The 17,694-nt window shown below is 39.0% G+C and carries 12 protein-coding genes, 1 tRNA gene and 1 riboswitch; of the genes, 10 read left to right on the top strand and 3 right to left on the bottom strand.

Going from position 1 to position 17,694, the window contains the following annotated elements; genetic code table 11:
- Window positions 1-42: 42 nt before the first annotated feature.
- Together AC3WLU_RS15935 and AC3WLU_RS15930 are read left to right on the top strand one after the other, a co-directional pair.
- The gene (locus AC3WLU_RS15935; RefSeq protein WP_492597536.1) at window positions 43-4,146 is read left to right on the top strand and encodes a non-ribosomal peptide synthetase family protein; all 4,104 of its coding nucleotides are present in this window, start codon (window positions 43-45) and stop codon (window positions 4,144-4,146) included.
- A gap of 24 nt (window positions 4,147-4,170) precedes the next feature.
- Window positions 4,171-5,421 (top strand): MFS transporter, encoded by a 1,251-nt coding sequence (locus AC3WLU_RS15930; protein WP_492597535.1) that lies wholly within the window; start codon window positions 4,171-4,173, stop codon window positions 5,419-5,421.
- Window positions 5,422-5,728: 307 nt separating this feature from the next.
- Here AC3WLU_RS15930 and AC3WLU_RS15925 read toward each other — a convergent pair whose 3' ends face one another.
- The gene (locus AC3WLU_RS15925) at window positions 5,729-6,475 is read right to left on the bottom strand and encodes a 4'-phosphopantetheinyl transferase family protein (RefSeq protein ID WP_492597534.1); all 747 of its coding nucleotides are present in this window, start codon (window positions 6,473-6,475) and stop codon (window positions 5,729-5,731) included.
- 82 nt (window positions 6,476-6,557) lie between these two features.
- Complete coding sequence (locus tag AC3WLU_RS15920) at window positions 6,558-7,880, bottom strand: alpha/beta hydrolase family protein (RefSeq protein ID WP_492597533.1); 1,323 nt, start codon at window positions 7,878-7,880, stop codon at window positions 6,558-6,560.
- Between the two features lie 333 nt (window positions 7,881-8,213).
- Window positions 8,214-8,379, top strand: a riboswitch (M-box (ykoK) riboswitch).
- Window positions 8,380-8,646: 267 nt separating this feature from the next.
- Here AC3WLU_RS15920 and mgtE point away from each other — a divergent pair.
- The 4 genes from mgtE to AC3WLU_RS15900 all read left to right on the top strand — a co-directional run bounded on the left by mgtE (window position 8,647) and on the right by AC3WLU_RS15900 (window position 12,433).
- Window positions 8,647-9,978 carry a magnesium transporter gene (mgtE, locus tag AC3WLU_RS15915; protein WP_492597532.1) on the top strand — a complete coding sequence of 444 codons (1,332 nt, stop codon included), beginning with the start codon at window positions 8,647-8,649 and terminating at the stop codon, window positions 9,976-9,978.
- Window positions 9,979-10,290: 312 nt separating this feature from the next.
- A complete protein-coding gene (locus tag AC3WLU_RS15910) occupies window positions 10,291-11,319 on the top strand; it encodes an NADP-dependent oxidoreductase (RefSeq protein ID WP_187050511.1) in 1,029 nt (342 codons plus the stop codon).
- 436 nt (window positions 11,320-11,755) lie between these two features.
- On the top strand, window positions 11,756-12,169 hold the full coding sequence (locus AC3WLU_RS15905; RefSeq protein WP_053533892.1) for a YbjN domain-containing protein: 414 nt from the start codon (window positions 11,756-11,758) through the stop codon (window positions 12,167-12,169).
- Window positions 12,170-12,359: 190 nt separating this feature from the next.
- A tRNA-Gly gene (locus tag AC3WLU_RS15900) sits at window positions 12,360-12,433 on the top strand.
- 562 nt (window positions 12,434-12,995) lie between these two features.
- On the opposite strand, the gene AC3WLU_RS15895 is transcribed toward AC3WLU_RS15900, so the two are convergent.
- The gene (locus tag AC3WLU_RS15895; protein WP_057275618.1) at window positions 12,996-13,664 is read right to left on the bottom strand and encodes a B3/B4 domain-containing protein; all 669 of its coding nucleotides are present in this window, start codon (window positions 13,662-13,664) and stop codon (window positions 12,996-12,998) included.
- Window positions 13,665-13,769: 105 nt separating this feature from the next.
- Here AC3WLU_RS15895 and queG point away from each other — a divergent pair, with 105 nt between their 5' ends.
- The 4 genes from queG (at window position 13,770) to nfsA (ending at window position 17,573) form a co-directional block, all read left to right on the top strand.
- A complete protein-coding gene (queG, locus tag AC3WLU_RS15890; RefSeq protein ID WP_492597531.1) occupies window positions 13,770-14,909 on the top strand; it encodes a tRNA epoxyqueuosine(34) reductase QueG in 1,140 nt (379 codons plus the stop codon).
- Window positions 14,910-15,333: 424 nt separating this feature from the next.
- Window positions 15,334-16,191 carry an amidase domain-containing protein gene (locus AC3WLU_RS15885; protein WP_098864967.1) on the top strand — a complete coding sequence of 286 codons (858 nt, stop codon included), beginning with the start codon at window positions 15,334-15,336 and terminating at the stop codon, window positions 16,189-16,191.
- A 67-nt stretch (window positions 16,192-16,258) separates the two neighbouring features.
- The gene (trmL, locus tag AC3WLU_RS15880; protein ID WP_034315177.1) at window positions 16,259-16,747 is read left to right on the top strand and encodes a tRNA (uridine(34)/cytosine(34)/5-carboxymethylaminomethyluridine(34)-2'-O)-methyltransferase TrmL; all 489 of its coding nucleotides are present in this window, start codon (window positions 16,259-16,261) and stop codon (window positions 16,745-16,747) included.
- A 76-nt stretch (window positions 16,748-16,823) separates the two neighbouring features.
- A complete protein-coding gene (nfsA, locus tag AC3WLU_RS15875) occupies window positions 16,824-17,573 on the top strand; it encodes an oxygen-insensitive NADPH nitroreductase (protein WP_413002556.1) in 750 nt (249 codons plus the stop codon).
- The last annotated feature ends 121 nt before the right edge of the window (window positions 17,574-17,694 follow it).

Genomic DNA, 17,694 nt, shown 5'->3' with positions numbered 1-17,694 from the left:
AAGGAGGACAGCGTTATTGATTTGCCAATACGCTAAATTATTATGAATAATAGGTTTCTTCAAAATGCTTTTGAACTTATGGTAACTATATATCCCAATAACATTGCAATAAAAGATAAAGATATGGTTATAACATATAAGGAATTGGATACTTGGGCAAATGCTCTCGCCCATTTGCTTGCAAAAAAGGGTATTAACGAAGGAGACCGGGTCGCCATTGCAGCAGAAAGATCCATTTCATTAATAGCTGCCATGCTTGCAACGCTAAAAGCGGGTGCTGCTTACGTACCACTTGACCCTTCTTATCCATTAGACAGACTGAGATATTGTATTGAAAAAGCAGAAGTCAATGTATTAATGACTGACGGTTCCGTTAAGGATTTAGCCTTTAATCGGAATTTGATAGATTTAAGGGAGCATTCTAAAATTAGGGCGGAAGATCCTCCAATGGTTCTGATTAATAATGAAACACCTGCCTATATCATTTTCACATCGGGCTCTACAGGACGACCAAAAGGTGTAGTTATTCCGCATCGTGCCATTGTCAATCATATGCAATGGATGCAAAAAGAATTTTCTTGGACTGAAGATGATATATTTTTACAAAAAACTGCATCGGGATTCGATGCTTCTGTTTGGGAGATATTTGCACCACTATCGTCTGGTGGTACTATGGTTATCGGTTCATCCAACCCATTTGATATTGCAACGGATATCAAAAGGCATAAAGTAACAGTTGTACAGTTTGTACCAACTGTACTTAAATTACTGTCAGAACAGGAGTCATTATCCAATTTCACATCCTTGCGCCTATTGTTTTGCGGTGGTGAGTCATTGCAAACATCATTAGTAAATAAAATCCAAACGAATTTACCAATACCGATTATAAATCTATATGGTCCTACTGAAGCAGCTATTGATACTACTTATAGAGTTTGTTTGCCAGGTGAAAATCACCTTTTTAGAGAAATCGATTTGGGACAGCCAATCGATAATGCTTCAGTACATGTTGTGGATGAAGAGTTGAATTTATTAGGTACTGGATGCGAAGGGGAACTACTGATTTCCGGTGAGGGTCTAGCCTTGGGTTATTTTGGTCTTCCCGATGCTACAAAAGAAAAGTTTGTTATATGTCCTTCTACAGGTCAATTGTCTTACCTCTCTGGAGATCTTGTTCATATTAGAGAAGATGGTCATTACGAATTTCGAGGTCGTAAAGATTTACAAATAAAGTTAAGAGGACTTCGTATTGAACTTGGTGAAATTGAAGAAACCATACGAGAAGTATCTTTCGTTAAAGACATAGTTGTAGAGGTTCGTGAAGAAGTCGAAGAACAATGGCTTGTAGCTTATATACGTTGTGATACTGAGTCTTGGGATGAGATTGGGCTGAGAAGCTATATTGAAAAACGTTTGCCTTCCTATATGATTCCTAATTTTTTTGTCCAGATGGATCGTTTCCCTTATTTAGAGAATGGGAAAATGAATCGACGGCAATTATCTTTAGTACCTTTTAGAAGTAATAATGATTTTGGCGGAATTCATGATAAATGGGAGCAAGTCATTGCGAATATTTGGGAAGATGTCTTAGGAGAAAAAGTTCATTCTGCTACAACTGCATTTGCCTCAGCAGGAGGGCATTCTTTACTGGCAATTCGACTCGCAAATCTTCTTTCCGCGGAGTTTCAACTTTCGTTAACACATGGATTTGTCTTCTTGTATCCAACAATTCGAAAACAAGCAGATTATCTGAAAAAGAATATTTCAAAGAATGGCAAGAATACTGTAGAACCTAAGAAATTGGAAAAGATAAACCAAAAATTTGATGCTAATCTTGAAGCCCCATTATCGTTGGGACAACAGGGAATACTATTCTTTGAACAAGAAAAAGGAGCATCTCAATATCATATAGCGTTTCTGTTAAACTTTGAAAAAGGTAAAACTACAAAAATAAAAAAAGCAATTTCCTATTTACGAAGAAGACATCCGATTTTATCATCACGAATTATATTAACTAACAATGGTGAATATATACAGAAATATGACAGTACGCTGAATTCCGAAATAAGTGAAAGTTCAGTTGAGGAAACGGGCTTAAGAGAAGAAATTCAAACTGAAGCAGAAAGGAAGTTTGAATTAAATAAGGGAGGATTTCGTGCCTCATTATTTAGTACTGACAAGGCGGAATATTTATTATTAACTTTCCATCATCTAATAGTTGATGGTTGGTCCTCTCAGTTATTTGTAGATGAGTTGCATGAACTTATTGGAACCGATCTAGTGGAAAATACGGAAATGAATGCTGCATTCTTCCAATTTGCACATCATCAAAACTCAATGGATTTTAGTGAGGGTCTTAAATTTTGGAGGGAGTATCTAGAACAGATTCCAAATCAATCAAGATTCTCAACAAGTATGATGAAGGGGAGTACCCAAACAATAAATGGTAATCATATAAAGTTTTCGCTGCCAAAAGAACTAGAGCAAAAGATACTTTCTTTTTGTCAGAATACATCAATTACAGAATTCTCCATTCATCTAGCAATGGCAGCTTATGTCCTTGCCAGAATGAGTGGTCAACGGGATATTTGCATGGGGGTACCAGTAGCAAATAGAACCCACGAACAGGATTTTGAAGCGATTGGGAATTATGTTAATGTTGTTCCGTTTAGAATAAACTTTACTGAGGATGCTACATTAAAAAGTATTTCCGAAAAAATTGCACAGGATTATGCCGAGATAATAAAGTACGAGCATATTCCCATTGAAAAAATTATTCCTGCTGTTCTGAAGAGTAGAAGTAGTGACTATCGGCCCCTATTTCAAGTTATGTTTGTATATAATAGATTTTTGAAAAAACAACCCTATACTCAATTTAAGATGGGATCGGTTTTAAGTGATACTTCCAAATGCGATCTTAGTTTCATCATAGAACATGATGGAGAGAATTCAACATTCACAATAGAATACTGTAACGATTTGTTTACGGATCATGTAATCTCGGAAGTGAAGCAAGAATGGATCTCTCAAATGCAAAGAATAGCTGATGAAACCACTAAATTTGAAATCCAGGAAAATAGTATTGAAGCTACTACATTGAAAAATGACAAAAACTATCATGCGGATAAAGAAACATTGATGAAAGTTCAGAACATATGGAAGGATATCTTCAGAAACTCAGACGACAATATAAATAGTAACTTCTTTGAAATAGGTGGACATTCGTTATTGGCCATGAAATTTATTGCTCTACTAAATAAGCAATTCGAGCTAACTTTGCCAGTATCAATTGTATTTGATTATCCCACTATACAAGGAATAGCTCATGTTATAACAAATTCCATTAAACCTAATGGCGTAGTACACGTCTCACCAGCTGAGAACCGTCAAAAAATATGGTTTATTCACCCAGCTGGCGGAGCACTTTGGTGTTATAAAGAAATGGCTGCGGAATTAAATGAAATGTTTGACGTCTGGGGAATTGAAAGTGCGGAGATTCCTGAAAGTGATAAATATGAAGATGATTTATTAAATATGGCTAAACGATATGCTTCTTATATTCTATCTGTTCAACATGAAGGGCCATATTATATTACGGGTTATTCGTTCGGTGGTAATGTGGCTTATGAAATAGCTCGTTCCTTTGAGGCTGAAGGAAGAGACGTTGGTTTATTAACATTATTAGACTGTCATTTCAGTAAAGCTCGTGATTTCGACAAAATGGAGTTTGTTAAATCATATGCATTAAAGTTTACAAATGGAGCTAATGATAAGTTTAATCCGGATGAGTTAACCCATATGGACAAAGGGGAACTATTGGAATTCCTTTTAAACTTAGGAAAAGATGGCGGTCATCTCCACATGGACGCGGAAGTTGAGGATGTTAAGAGCGGCTTGGGAATTTGGGAAGCAAATAATGTCGCTATTCATCGTTACAATATATCAGGAGCTTTTTATGGAAAAGTTCTGTTTATACGAGCTGAAGAAAATGAGCAGGATACCACTGTGGGTTGGGAAAATTACTTGGCTGGGGAACTAACAGTGCGTTCAGTTCCAGCTCAACATTTTACGATCTATAAATCTCCAAATGCTGAAAATGTTGCTAAGATTATTATGGAACAAGTTGCATCTATAAGGTATGTATAAATCTAAGGAAAAAGGGTTTTTAGTATGAAAAAAAATCATATGCGTTGGAGATTTTTTGCTGAGGGTATTCAAAACACTTTATTTTATATGCTATTTCCATTTATTGTTTTATATTTAAACGATGCCTGGAACCCTTACCTAGCATCTTTTGCTTTAGCCATAATTTCAGTATTGGGTGTAATATCAGGTATTTGGGGTGGGATCTTTGCAGATAGGATAGGAAGAAAACCTATGATGATATCTTCAAGTATAGGTTTTCTGGTTGCGACTATATTATTTATCATTGGAAGAATAGCTGGAAGCAATATAATGGTGTTTGGCAGCTTCGGTTTAATGAGTATAGCTTATTCTTCATATATACCCGCAGGAAGAGCTTATATATCTGATTGGCTCGATGAAAAGGAACAAAAAAAAGCTTATGTATTCACCTACCAGATATTTAATGTTGCGGTGACGCTTGGTCCACTTATAGGAAGTTTTATATTTGATTCCATGCCTATTTGGTTTATTGGAACAGCCTTGGTATCTGTACTGACTTTAGTATATATATCTCTATGGAAAACTCCGGAATTTCAGGATGATAGAAAATTAGGTAATGAAGAAAGAATGAATGCAAATGGTAAGTTTACAAAAGCAGTAGTGCTTATAGGAAAAGATAAACGCCTTTTAATTTTTGTTGTTGCCAGTGTATTTGCAGCTCAAGCTTTCATGCAGTTAGAAATATTGCTTCCGTCAACTTTACTAGATCGTTTATCTGAAAGTACATCAATATTCGGTTTTACAATTAATGCTTCTCAAAACTATGCTTCTTTGTTAATGACGAATGGGATTTTGGTCATTATTTTAGGCAGCATGGCGGCTAGACTTTCTTCAAAGTATAGCACCCGTTTGGGGTTTGTTGGTTCCAGTATTTTGTATGCTTTCTCCATGGTTATCTTTGGTTTTTCTCAAAATTATATAGGTTTTTTTATAGGAGTCTTAATCCTTACAGTAGCTGAATTACTTGTTGTTAGTACACAGGATTCTTACATTGCTGGCATTGCGCCTGCTAACCAAAAAGCACAGTACTTTGCTGCGGCAAATATACGCTATTCAATAAGTCGAATATTTGCTCCACAGTTACTAGCATTTGTACCATTGATTCGGCATGAGGGAGCTTTTCTGGTCGCTGCTTTTTCTTCCTTAATAAGCGCTTTCCTATTTTTCATGCTCTTTCAAAAAAGTATATTAGCTTATAATTCAAAAGTTGGACAGAGTATATCGGAGAAAATATAAAAAAAGGCAGAAATATTCTGCCTTCGGAATGTAGACAAACTCGATGGAATTTGAGTTTGTCTACATTTTTTTCGGTAGCACATTTTGAACTTTGATTTTCACTCCAGGCACTCGCTTTTCCCGCAGGCGTCTCGCACCTTACGTTCCACTCAACATTGTTTTGCCATCTAGAAAGAATTGCCTAAAGTCTTCATTTTTTTAAAATAGAATGAATAAAGCTTGAGGTGATGAAGATGCTTTATTAATATGATTCCATTCAGCGAGGCGTAAAAAAATTGAAGAAGTTGAAAACAAATAGGGCTAACCGTTAAAGTGTTTTCAACTCAATTATTAAACTATTCAATTCTATAATATCGATATTATCAGGGAATTCAAAGTGATTTTCATTTCCGTTATTAATACAAACACTTATGGGATACCCAGGTCCAAGATGATACAACTTAAAACGATAGTCATACGTATTTCCAATTTTTAAACCTAGTGATTTTATTTTTGAAAATTCCTCAGTTGGTATTTCTAAACTATAACGATTCCTTCTATTCAAGATTGAAAAAGTATTTGGAGGAACCAAAAAACCTGAACCTATACATTTTAACCAGCTTTCCTTCAGCGTCCACATTTTAAAGAAAATTTCGATTTGATTAGCTTTGGGTGATTTAATTAAATACATTAGTTCTTCACTGCTAAAAGTACTTTTGGCAATTTCATAGATGTTGAAATCTTTGACCTCTTCTATATCAACGCCTATGGAATCATTATGAATGCCAACAACAACCCAATCACCTGAATGGGAAATATTAAAGTGAATTCTTCCTCCTGCTAGATGGGGTTTCCCATTTTCACCTAAGACAAATTGGATATTTTGAAATGGATCTTTTAAACTGTCACTTATGCACCACTTAGCTAATAGCTCCCCAAATAAAGAACGGTATTTATCCTTTATCTTTTGTAATTTGGGTATGCTCAATTGTCTTTGTCGAGAACACAAATTGAGCATTTCTTCATAAGTATTTTCATTCAAATCAATTGGTAATTTTAAAGCGATAATCTTCAATTTTGATCTCCTTATTTACCTTAATATTGTAGGCACGAGAATCATTTGAGTGATCTTTGCAAACCCGGGTGAGACACAATTCTCAATTTCTGGTGATGTCATTTTTATTTAAAAATTCAATGATTCCACTCACCAATCCAGAGGATAATGGCAGTTCAGGATTTGTATAGGTTGCTAAATTTCCTGCTCGATCTGCAGGGGCTTCTTTCAATACATGATTCATCTTTTCGATTATAAGTAATTCTGAATCGCCTTTTTCCTCATGTAACGCTTTTGCATTAGTTGCCGGCACTTGAATGTCTCTATTGCCGTTTACGATTAGAACAGGGATATTCAGTTCCTTTACTGATTCTAGCGGGTTATATTGAATCCAAGAAATCATGTATGGCTGAACAGAGGGACGGAATACACTTTGCAGATCAGCACTGACAGTCTCGACTTGTTTTCCTTGTTTTAGCTTTGCCAGTATATCTTTGGATTCCGTTAATAACGCCGGTGTAAGCTGCTCTTCAAGCTGTTTGATGAGAACTTGGTCAATAGGTTCACCTGCACCCGCCAATGAAATGAATATGTCTGTTTCTGTTTTCTTTGCGGCTGCCATTCCAATTAACGAGCCTTCGCTATGGCCGATGATGCCGACTTTGGAAAAACGGCCATCCTTTTTGGCAAATTGGACCCAGGCAGCTGCATCATCAATATACTGTTCAAATCTCAGGTCCTCTTCTTTTCCTGCCAATTGCATATTTTCACCAATTCCGCGCTTGTCATACCGGATGCTTGCAATCCCTTTTTCAGCAAGACTTTCGGCTAACATTTTCAAACTATTATTTTTTCCGGGATTTGCAATGGTGTTACCATCTTTATCGGTCGGCCCGGAACCCGCAATTATAATCATCACAGGAAAAGGCCCTTCATGTTTTGGTGTTTCTAAAAGGCCTTTAATGGTTCCGTTCTTTAAGTCGGCCTGCACGATTTCACCTGATTCTTTTTCTTCAACTGCCTGATCGGATTTCTTGAGCAATTCAAAGGGGAAGGCTTGCCCTTTTTGAACGAATGTTCCTGAAATCTTATCCTGATTTACTTTCCCATCAAACGTAATTTGCTGGTTTTGGATTTTCATATCAAAAAATAAGTCTGATTCACTTAACCTTACACTTGTTAAGGGGAATTCATTCAACCCTTGTACAGGAATACTTATCGTTCCATCTTTCTTCGTAAAATGAACAATGATTGGAAGCGGCTGATTTGGGATCTTAATATCTCCTTCCCATCTGCCTTCAATAGCGTTCAATGAGCTCACTTCCTTCGATTTCTCTTCCACCTGCACCTCGTCCTTGGTTCTGCAACCAGCCATTAATAAAGCAGCACTTACGATAATACATATAATCGACAAAATTTTTTTCATTTGAGCCAGTTCCTTTCTTAAAATAATTAGACTCAGTCATTGGATATCCGTCTTCATTATAAGTAAGTTTCAATATGTAATTCCAATATTTTCCCTTGTAGTTGCATGTATTTCTCCGTTGTATCCTTTTAAATAGGGTGGCAATTGTGGCTGTTAAGAGGAATTCTTAAAAAATATCGAAGGGACATTCAATCAGGCATAATAACCGGGAGAGCAAAAGTCGGTGTTTTTTTCAGGTAACTTTTTTGGGGATGGATATCAGGTCAAAGTTAGAATTATTTGAATTAACCATTGACATCTAAATGAAACTCTTTTAGAGTGGATGTGTAAATTAAATATCCTCGTTAGGTGAGGCTCCTGTGTAGGAGATACGCTACTGCCCAAAAATGTCGAAAGACGCCAATGGGTCAACAGAAACCATCGACATAAGGTGGTTTTTAATGTAGCTGGCTTTGTCCTATGCCACACAGTGCTAAAGCTCTACGAATGGAGGAACTGGATTTATGCTTGTATTTGTCATTCAGTCATATACGGCTGTTTGTATTTGTCATCCAGACAATGTACGCATATATACCGTATTTAACACCTTCATTTGTAATGGAGGTGTTTTTATTTTTTTCCTGGAGGTGAGGGATTTGGATAACTATTCACGACGACATACTCGTGAATGGAAACAAGATTTTGGAAGGGGAATAATAATATTTTTTTTACTTTTAATATTTAAGGGAAATATTTTTTGGCTCCCCTAAAAAGGAGTGAAGATCAAATGACTTTACAGATCATAAAGGTATTAAAAGAAGGAAAAAAGAAAGAATTTCAAGCGATATTGGATGAACTCCAACCATATGACATTGCGCGTATTTTTGAGGGGCTCCCAGAAAAAAATCATACACGCTTCTTGTTGTTACTCGATTCAGAACAAATCGCTGAACTGATTCAAGAAGTTGAGAAAGTCCATCAATTAAAAATCCTTAGTAAATTGGGAATAGAAAAATCCGGCCATGTAATGGATTTAATGGATAATGATGATCTAGCTTCATTGTTAGAGGACCTATCCCCTGGAAAAATCGAAGAACTTCTTTCTGGCATGAAACAAGAAGAATCAAAAATCGTTCAAAATATCATGAATTATCCCCCTGAAACGGCAGGGAGAATCATGACAAACCGTTTTGTATGGATCCCCCAACATTATTCGGTGCGTGAAGCAGTTGAAAAACTGAAAATCTTTGCGGAGTTTTCGGAAACGATCAACTATCTTTATGTAATAGATAATGATAAAAAATTAGTAGGTGTTGTCTCATATCGGGATTTAATAATAAATGATGAATCTGAAAAAATTCAAGATATTATGTACAGCCGGGTTATCTCCGTATCTGCAGATGAAGACCAAGAAGAGGTGGCTCGTGTTATCGAGCGGTATGATTTTTTAGCAATTCCAGTAGTTGAAAAAAATAATGAGTTATTAGGAATTGTAACCGTCGATGATATTATTGATGTTGTCATTAAGGAAGCGAATGAAGATATTGAAAAATTATCGGCATCCGGTAAAGCTATAGACTTTGACACGAAGGCGCATGTGGCCGCATATCGTCGGCTGCCCTGGCTTATTTTACTTTTATTCATCGGATTAGTGTCCGGAACCATTATAAGCGGTTTTGAAGAAACCTTGTCCAAAGTTGTTGCACTTGCCTTCTTTATGCCGATGATCGCAGGGATGACTGGAAATACAGGCACTCAATCTTTAGCTGTTGTTGTAAGAGGCCTAATCACTAGTGATACGGATAAAGGAGCCGTGACCAGGCTCATTATACGGGAACTGAAAGTTGGCTTGATAATAGGCATCACCTGCGGAATATTAATTTCCATCATAGCTTATGTCTGGCAGGGAAATCCCGTTTTGGGATTAGTGGTTGGAAGTTCATTGGTGATGACCCTGATTATCGGGACTTTAGCTGGGACCATTATTCCTTTGATATTATATAAATTCAACATCGATCCCGCAGTTGCGTCTGGTCCGCTAATTACAACACTGAATGATATACTCTCGTTACTAATTTACTTTGGAATTGCAACGATGTTCATTTCAAAATTGATGTAGACTATCCATGAAATAGTTCATAAGAAGAAGGGGAAGTAGCCCTGTAACGGAAAATAAAAAAAGAGTATTTCAAGCTGCGGCCTTTTCCCGGTATCCAATCGGGGAAAGGCCGTTAAATTTTTCTGGTGAGCGAAACGTTTATTAAAATGAAAAAAATGGGACATAATAGGCTGTAGCAAGTTTGAGGTTTTCAGGAAAGGATACATAAATAGTGTTATGGAAGCAATAGCCAATCATATTCTTTGACCTATGAACTTCATCAGTGATACGCTTCTTTTCGAAATTACGTATTCAAACCAAGGAGGAACAATGATGACACAAACCAAACAACAAATAATCACCCTGGCAAATCGCCCGAAAGGTATGCCTTCGAAAGGGGATTTTAACTTTGTTGAGAGTGAAGTTCCCACACCGAAGGATAATGAGATTTTAGTACGTACACTATATTTATCTGTCGATCCATACATGCGTGGCAGAATGCAAGATACCAAATCATATATAGCTCCATTTGAATTGAATAAGGTCATCACGGGGGGCGTTGTTGCTGAAGTTGTTGAGTCGAAATCGAATTCCTTCAAACAAGGGGATGTCGTTGTTGGGAATATCGACTGGGCAGAATACACAGTTGTCACTGAAAAGGAAATCCGTGTGATTGATCCCAAGGTGGCTCCGGTCACAACTCATTTGGGGATTCTTGGAATGACCGGTTTAACTGCTTATTTTGGTTTGCTTGATATTGGTAAACCTCAAGAAGGTGAAACGGTAGTCGTTTCAGGAGCAGCTGGAGCAGTTGGTTCAGTAGTCGGACAAATTGCTAAGATTAAAGGTGCGAAGGTTGTTGGCATCGCTGGTTCGGATGAAAAACTTGAGTACTTAACGAAAGAGCTCGGGTTTGATGGAGCCGTAAATTATAAAAGTGATAGTTTTGCGACAGATTTAGCCAATGCTGTTCCTGATGGAGTCGATATTTATTTCGATAATGTGGGCGGCGAGGTGTCCGATGCTGTTTTTACACTTTTGAATGCGAATGCCCGAATTCCATTATGCGGGGCGATTTCCTCATATAACGCGGAAGGAAAAGATCTAGGACCGCGTCTGCAATCGGCAATGATCAAAACCAGTGCACTAATGAAAGGTTTCACAGTTGGAAATTATGCTGCTAGATTCCAGGAGGGTGCTACCGAATTAGGTAAGTGGCTTCAAGAAGGAAAGCTGAAGTATGAAGAAACGATTATTGAAGGGTTCGAAAACACACCGGATGCATTTTTAGGTCTGTTTAAAGGAACGAACCTCGGAAAACAGCTTGTAAAAGTTGCGGAACCCGAATTCGCTCAACTATAAGTTTTATGGAAATATAGCTGAGGAAGGTTCTTCGATGTGATTTTTAAGCAGCTATAACAAAATCGGCCTTTTTTCGATATTCAATCGGGAAAAGGCCGATTTCCTTTCTAGTAAAATATATTAGTAGTATCTCTTAAACCATTTGAAGGATAAGCCATCGATAGCGGCAGATAAAGGTCGACCACTTACGAATAAAGAAGTTCCTGAAATGGAAGGATACTCAAAAATCCGCCAGGGAATTTTGGACCTGCAAGTAGCGCTTCAGTTTTGCGGAGAAGCAACTGGATAATCAATCCAGGAAGGGAGTTCATATATGACTTCCTTCCTTTTAAGGTCGCCCCTGTTAATAGGAGGAAATTGGCAGGATAATAGAAAAGTCTGTAAAAATGCTTGTTTTCATTATAAAATGGACTTATAAACAGAAAGGTGATGAACCATGTCAAACGTTGCTAAATTTCGTGATTTTTTAACTAGTGAGAAAATCTATATGAATGAGTTGAATGAAGATGGCACCACCTTTTTTAGAGCCGAGCAAAAGTTAAAGGACGGGTGGAAGGTCCTTTTAGTATTTGCTTTCAATCAAGATGAAAATGTGGCGGACTTATTTTGCTTTAATGTCGCCGAGTTGAAGAACCCCGAAAAGAAACAGGATGTACATACACTGTTGAATGAATTTAATGCTAATTTCAGGTATTCCAAGCTGTATGAAGAAAATGGGACCATTTCGATTCGTTATTCATACTCCATTGAGGGGGATATCGTACCGGATCTGGCGTTCAGGAAGTTAATCATGCTGCTTGAAACGGCACAGCAGGTTTATCCGCGTTTAATGGAAGTCATTTGGTCTTAAATCATCATATAGGATGAAAAAAGTTCTCTGAATCAGAGGACTTTTTAACATACTTACTAGAGTGAATGAATATATTAACGTTACAATACGCTAATTATTAATTTTTTTTAAAAACCTGTTGCATTTTTTCACATTAAACTATATAATTAATTTTGTTGATTGGTAATTCGACAAACTTCTACAAGAATATGCGGGTGTAGTTTAGTGGTAAAACCTCAGCCTTCCAAGCTGATGATGAGGGTTCGATTCCCTTCACCCGCTCCAATACATACTCATAACGTAGGGTTTCGTTACCTGGAGAACGAAGCTTTGCGTTTTAATATTATTACAAGAATTCTACTGTTTACAGTGGGATTTTTTTATTGTCCAAATTCCCTGCATTTATCGAAGCGGTAATACAGTAGTCATACCCGAAAAATTTTTGATTCATCCTTCATCCGGGACCCCGAAGACGTTTACGTCGAGGAGACTTGGCAGACAGTCGGCGGAAAGGGAGTGGATTTCAGGAATCGACTGGAATGAAATATTAAGAAAAAAACCGTAGGCTGGACATCCCGAACCAAGTTTAAGACGATGTGATCCTTGAGGTTTTTTACATTAATCCTTAAAGGATGGAAGAAATATGCGACACTCCTGCCGAGTAACTGGCTAGCCGAGACCCCGGAGACGTTTACGTCGAGGAGGCTTGGCAGACAGTCGGCGGAAAGGGAGCAGATTTCTGGAATCGACTGAAAAGAAATTTTTAAGAACCTTTTTCACTGGTTTTATTAAGCGGAACAATAATGAAAAAACCCCTTCCGATTGTGGAAAGGGTTTATTTCCGTAATTATCCTTCCATAATCGAGTAAGTCCCTTCACCACCGTGGATTTCAAGGAACATATCCATCAAGGATTTCGTTAGCTGATTTGCTTCCGTGGTTGAAGTATTGGGTTGTAAATAAATGATTTGGATGGCTTTTTTCGTTTCCTCAGTGACTTTCGTGCGTTCTGAATCAACGTAGGGACTTCCGAATGCGCCAGCATGATCGGCTGAGGTAATCATATTTTCCATGGAATTGAAGCGGCCGTTCAAACCGTCATACCCATCTGCCCCCTCGCCAATCTTGATCGAGATGTCTCCCGTTAATTTTTCAGCATCATAAATGCCGATCGGAACTTCATATAACAGTGAGAAGAAGTTATTCAAATCGATGGCCGAATGGATGGGCGTCAAGTAATTCTGTTTTTTCACGCGGCGGTATAGGGCTTCCACGGAGGGACGATACCGTGACGGGTTTGTTCCTGTAGCCTTGAAAATTTCCCGCCACACTTTAATGCCGGAAAAGTCGGTCAATTCCTTTTCTTCAAGGTCGAAGAAAAGAGCTTCCTGAAATAGTTGAAGTCTTCCTTTCACCATTTGCGGGGAGGGACCGACTTCGATGTTTTCATATGTAATGACCCCGACTTTAAATTCAGGGATTTTACTGCTAAGATTAGCTGATACGGTAATTTCCAACCGTTTCACCTCCAAAAATGATTGCAATTAGTTTATCATAGATAGCAATGGTTTGAAATGGATTCAAGCTTCAATGGGAATACTGAATGAACGTAGGTGATTAATATGGATATGAACTCATTCAAGCAAGAAGTGATTTTATATAGTAAGGAAATCGGCATCGATAAAATCGGCTTTACTTCGGCTACGGCTTTCACCGAACTGAAAGGTCGGCTGATACGTCAACAGGAACTGGATTACCAGTCAGGGTTTGAAGAAGACGATATAGAAAAAAGGGTAAGGCCTGAATTGATATTCGATAAACCGCAATCCATCATTTCGATTGCGCTTGCTTATCCTTCGAAATTGAAGGATGCTCCGCAAAGTACAAAAAGTGAACGCCGCGGGATCTTTTGCCGGGCGTCTTGGGGAACGGATTATCATACCGTTCTTCGTAATAAATTGCAGTTACTTGAGAATTTCATTAAAGATAAAGTGCCCGGGGCAATGATGAAGTCCATGGTTGATACGGGTGAGTTATCAGATAGGGCAGTGGCTGAGCGTGCAGGTATTGGCTGGAGTGCAAAAAACAGTATGATCATCACACCGGAGTTCGGGTCTTATGTATACTTGGGAGATATGATCACCAACCTGCCATTTGAACCGGATCAACCGATGGAAGATCAATGCGGGACATGCAATAAATGTGTCGATGTTTGCCCGACTGGAGCGCTCGTTCAGGGCGGGCAGCTAAATTCCAAGCGTTGCATTGCGTTCTTGACACAGACAAAAGGTTTCCTTCCGGATGAGTTCAGGACGAAAATAGGCAATCGTTTGTATGGATGTGATACATGCCAGACCGTTTGTCCGAAAAACAAAGGAATGGATTTTCATTTTCATGAAGAAATGGAACCCGATCCCGAGCTGGCGAAACCGCTGTTAAAACCCCTGCTTACAATTTCAAATCGGGACTTCAAAGAGACATACGGCCATGTATCTGGCTCTTGGCGCGGTAAAAAACCAATCCAACGAAATGCCATTTTAGCATTGGCCCATTTCAAAGATGAAACGGCATTGCCTCTATTGATACAGGTCATGAAGAATGATCCGCGACCTGTCATCAGGGGGACGGCGGCCTGGGCAGTTGGGAAAATTGGCCGGGAGCAGGCTGTTTCCGCATTGGAAGAAGCACGAATGAAGGAAAAGGATGAAGAGGTATTGGCGGAAATTGAGAAAGGACTGCAGTTTACCTTGGAAACAAAATAATATTTAAAATGCAGCCGCCTCGTAAATATAACGGGGCGGCTTTTTTGCTTAGGCTCTTTTCGTAAAGATTGGTTGTTTTTAAAACGAAACTATTTAAGGTTGATTGGAGCGGAAGTGCGAGACTCCTGCGGGAGCAGCGGGACAGGTGAGACCCCACAGGCGTTTACGCCGAGGAGGCTCACCGCCCGCCCCGCGGAAAGCGAGCATCTGGAGGGGAAATCAACCACACCGCACTACTTGGTAAATAGCAACAAAGTATGTGAAAACAGCCTTTGCTTAAGATATTCCGGTTCCTTCAAGGAAAATCTTTATAAAAAGTTTCATTATGGTTAAGGATTGAAACTCCCACATTTATGAAGTTGTGTTTTTGTCCATGCCCTCGTACATACACATTAGCATAGATGGTAAGAAGGAGGGCATGAACTTGAGGGAACAATTGCAACGCCTTTTACAAGAAAGAGTGGAGTTCTATACTTCAGATGATCTGGAACGGGGTGAAAGGAAGTTACATTTGAAGAAGAAAATGTTGAGGAACCGCGCCGCCGAAATTGTTCGGGTGAATGCGGCAGGCAAGGTACATTCGAAGAGAAAGGAAGACAGGGATACAGTCCTGACCTATCATGTCCATCTGCAATATTTATTGAAACAGGAAGATTCATTTTATATAGAAGAAGAAATGGAAGAAAGGGAGGCACGGTTTCGAAATGGGTATATAGTGGATGAAAATGAGTTGATTCCCAGCTTTGAAACCGAAGAGGCACCGCCAAAATGTGATCCAGGCGCAGATCGTCTCGCATATAGGTATGATCGAATGAAGGCCGTTCAATATGCCGAGCGTTGGTGGAATGAATTCAATCCGGCTTATTATAAATTCACCGATGATTGTACGAATTACATTTCACAATGTTTACATGCAGGGGGAATACCGATGTGGGGGGCGCCAAATAAAAATAAGGGCTGGTGGATAAGGGGGAAAAGCTGGAGTTATACATGGACGACAGCTCATTCTTTATATCATCTGCTTAAAGCCGGGAATGCCATCAGGACAAAGCAGGTGGAGTCGGCCAAGGAATTGAATTTGGGCGATATCCTCTGCATAGATTTCGAAGGGGACGGACGGTTTGACCATAACTTGATTGTAACGGCGAAGGATCAGGACGGGATGCCGCTTGTGAATGCACATACGATGAACAGCCGTCACCGATATTGGACGTATGAGGATTCAACAAGATATACACCGAACATCGTTTATAAATTCTTTGTGATTTTGGATGGAGGGTGATAGGTTTTTAGTCTTTTTTGTTTAATGCTATAATTAAGGTGAAGTTCAAACTAGAGGTGAAAATGAAGTGTCAATACATGTAGTTTTATATCAACCACAGATTCCAGCAAATACAGGAAATATCGCAAGAACATGTGCAGGGACGGATACGTCTTTACATCTCATTCGCCCGCTCGGTTTCTCGACGGATGACAAACAGCTCAAACGGGCCGGGCTCGATTACTGGGAGAATGTAAAGATCCATTATTATGATTCGTTAGAAGAGTTTTTTGAAAGAAACGCCGGCGGCGAATTTTATTACTTGACGAAATTTGGGGAGCAGCCGCATTCCAGCTTCGATTACAGTGATCAAGAAAGTGAGATATTCTTCATTTTTGGCCGTGAAACGACGGGTCTCCCGAAAGATCTGATCCAAGAAAATATGGATCGGTGCCTGCGGATTCCAATGACGGATAAAGTACGTTCCCTTAATCTGTCGAATACGGCAGCCATCTTGGTTTATGAAGCACTTAGACAGCAAAATTACCGTGAATTGGATTTGAAAACAAAAGGTTAAGTTTCATCAATACTGTCATCGGGGGCATTTTAGCCCCGATGATGGATACTTTACATATTCTTTAGGGGTGGGAGCATTGAATAACATTATTGAGAGGATTTTAGATCACCGTTCCATTCGTTCCTTTGAGGACAAGTTATTGTCTGGGGAGCAAATCAATACGATTGTGGAATGTGCCCAAGCTGCATCGACTTCAAGTTATATTCAAGCGTATTCAATCATAGGGGTAACCGACCCGGAAAAGAAAGCCAAGCTTGCCGAACTTGCCGGACCACAGTCATATGTAGAGAAGAATGGACATCTATTCGTCTTTTGCGCCGATTTATATCGTCAGGATATGGTTTCCGAAATGGAAAACACGGACCTGTCCGAATCGATTGAAAGTACCGAGAAATTCATGGTTGCCTGTATTGACGCGGCTCTAGCGGCCCAAAATGCAGCATTGGCGGCAGAATCGATGGATCTAGGCATTTGCTATATAGGCGGGATCCGCAATAATCTCCCGGAAGTGTCAGCGATTTTGAATATACCGCATCGTGTTATACCATTATTCGCTCTAGCGGTCGGATATCCGAAAAACCGTTCGGATAAAAAGCCGCGTTTGCCGTTGTCCAACATTTATCATGAAAATGGATATCAGGAGGATAAGCAAGAGTTCATCGGACAACTTGAAGAGTATAATGAAACGATTTCCAGTTATTATGAGCTTCGGACTAAAGGTAAACGAAAGGACACCTGGACCGGGCAAATGGCAGGAATGCTTGGAAAGAAAAGCAGGCTGTACATGAAGGATTATGTTGAGAAGCAAGGATTTAAGAAACATTGATTAATGAAAATGGCCTATTAGGAATATTCTTGCCAAAGTGCTGAGTATGAGGCAAACAGTAAAGATCCCGGGAACGTCTCCGGGATCTTTATTGTTTTCATTGTCAGTCGGTAATACGGAC

The sequence above is a fragment of the Peribacillus sp. FW305-BF15 genome (assembly GCF_058783805.1).
Note: the sequence above shows the minus strand (reverse complement) of the source record. Positions and strands in the feature narration are given on the sequence as shown.

Coding starts and splice junctions, on each gene's coding strand:
- AC3WLU_RS15935 (WP_492597536.1), top strand. CDS start 43: ATGAATAATAGGTTTCTTCAAAATGCTTTTGAACTTATGGTAACTATA.
- AC3WLU_RS15930 (WP_492597535.1), top strand. CDS start 4,171: ATGAAAAAAAATCATATGCGTTGGAGATTTTTTGCTGAGGGTATTCAA.
- AC3WLU_RS15920 (WP_492597533.1), bottom strand. CDS start 7,880: ATGAAAAAAATTTTGTCGATTATATGTATTATCGTAAGTGCTGCTTTA.
- mgtE (WP_492597532.1), top strand. CDS start 8,647: ATGACTTTACAGATCATAAAGGTATTAAAAGAAGGAAAAAAGAAAGAA.
- AC3WLU_RS15910 (WP_187050511.1), top strand. CDS start 10,291: ATGACACAAACCAAACAACAAATAATCACCCTGGCAAATCGCCCGAAA.
- AC3WLU_RS15905 (WP_053533892.1), top strand. CDS start 11,756: ATGTCAAACGTTGCTAAATTTCGTGATTTTTTAACTAGTGAGAAAATC.
- queG (WP_492597531.1), top strand. CDS start 13,770: ATGGATATGAACTCATTCAAGCAAGAAGTGATTTTATATAGTAAGGAA.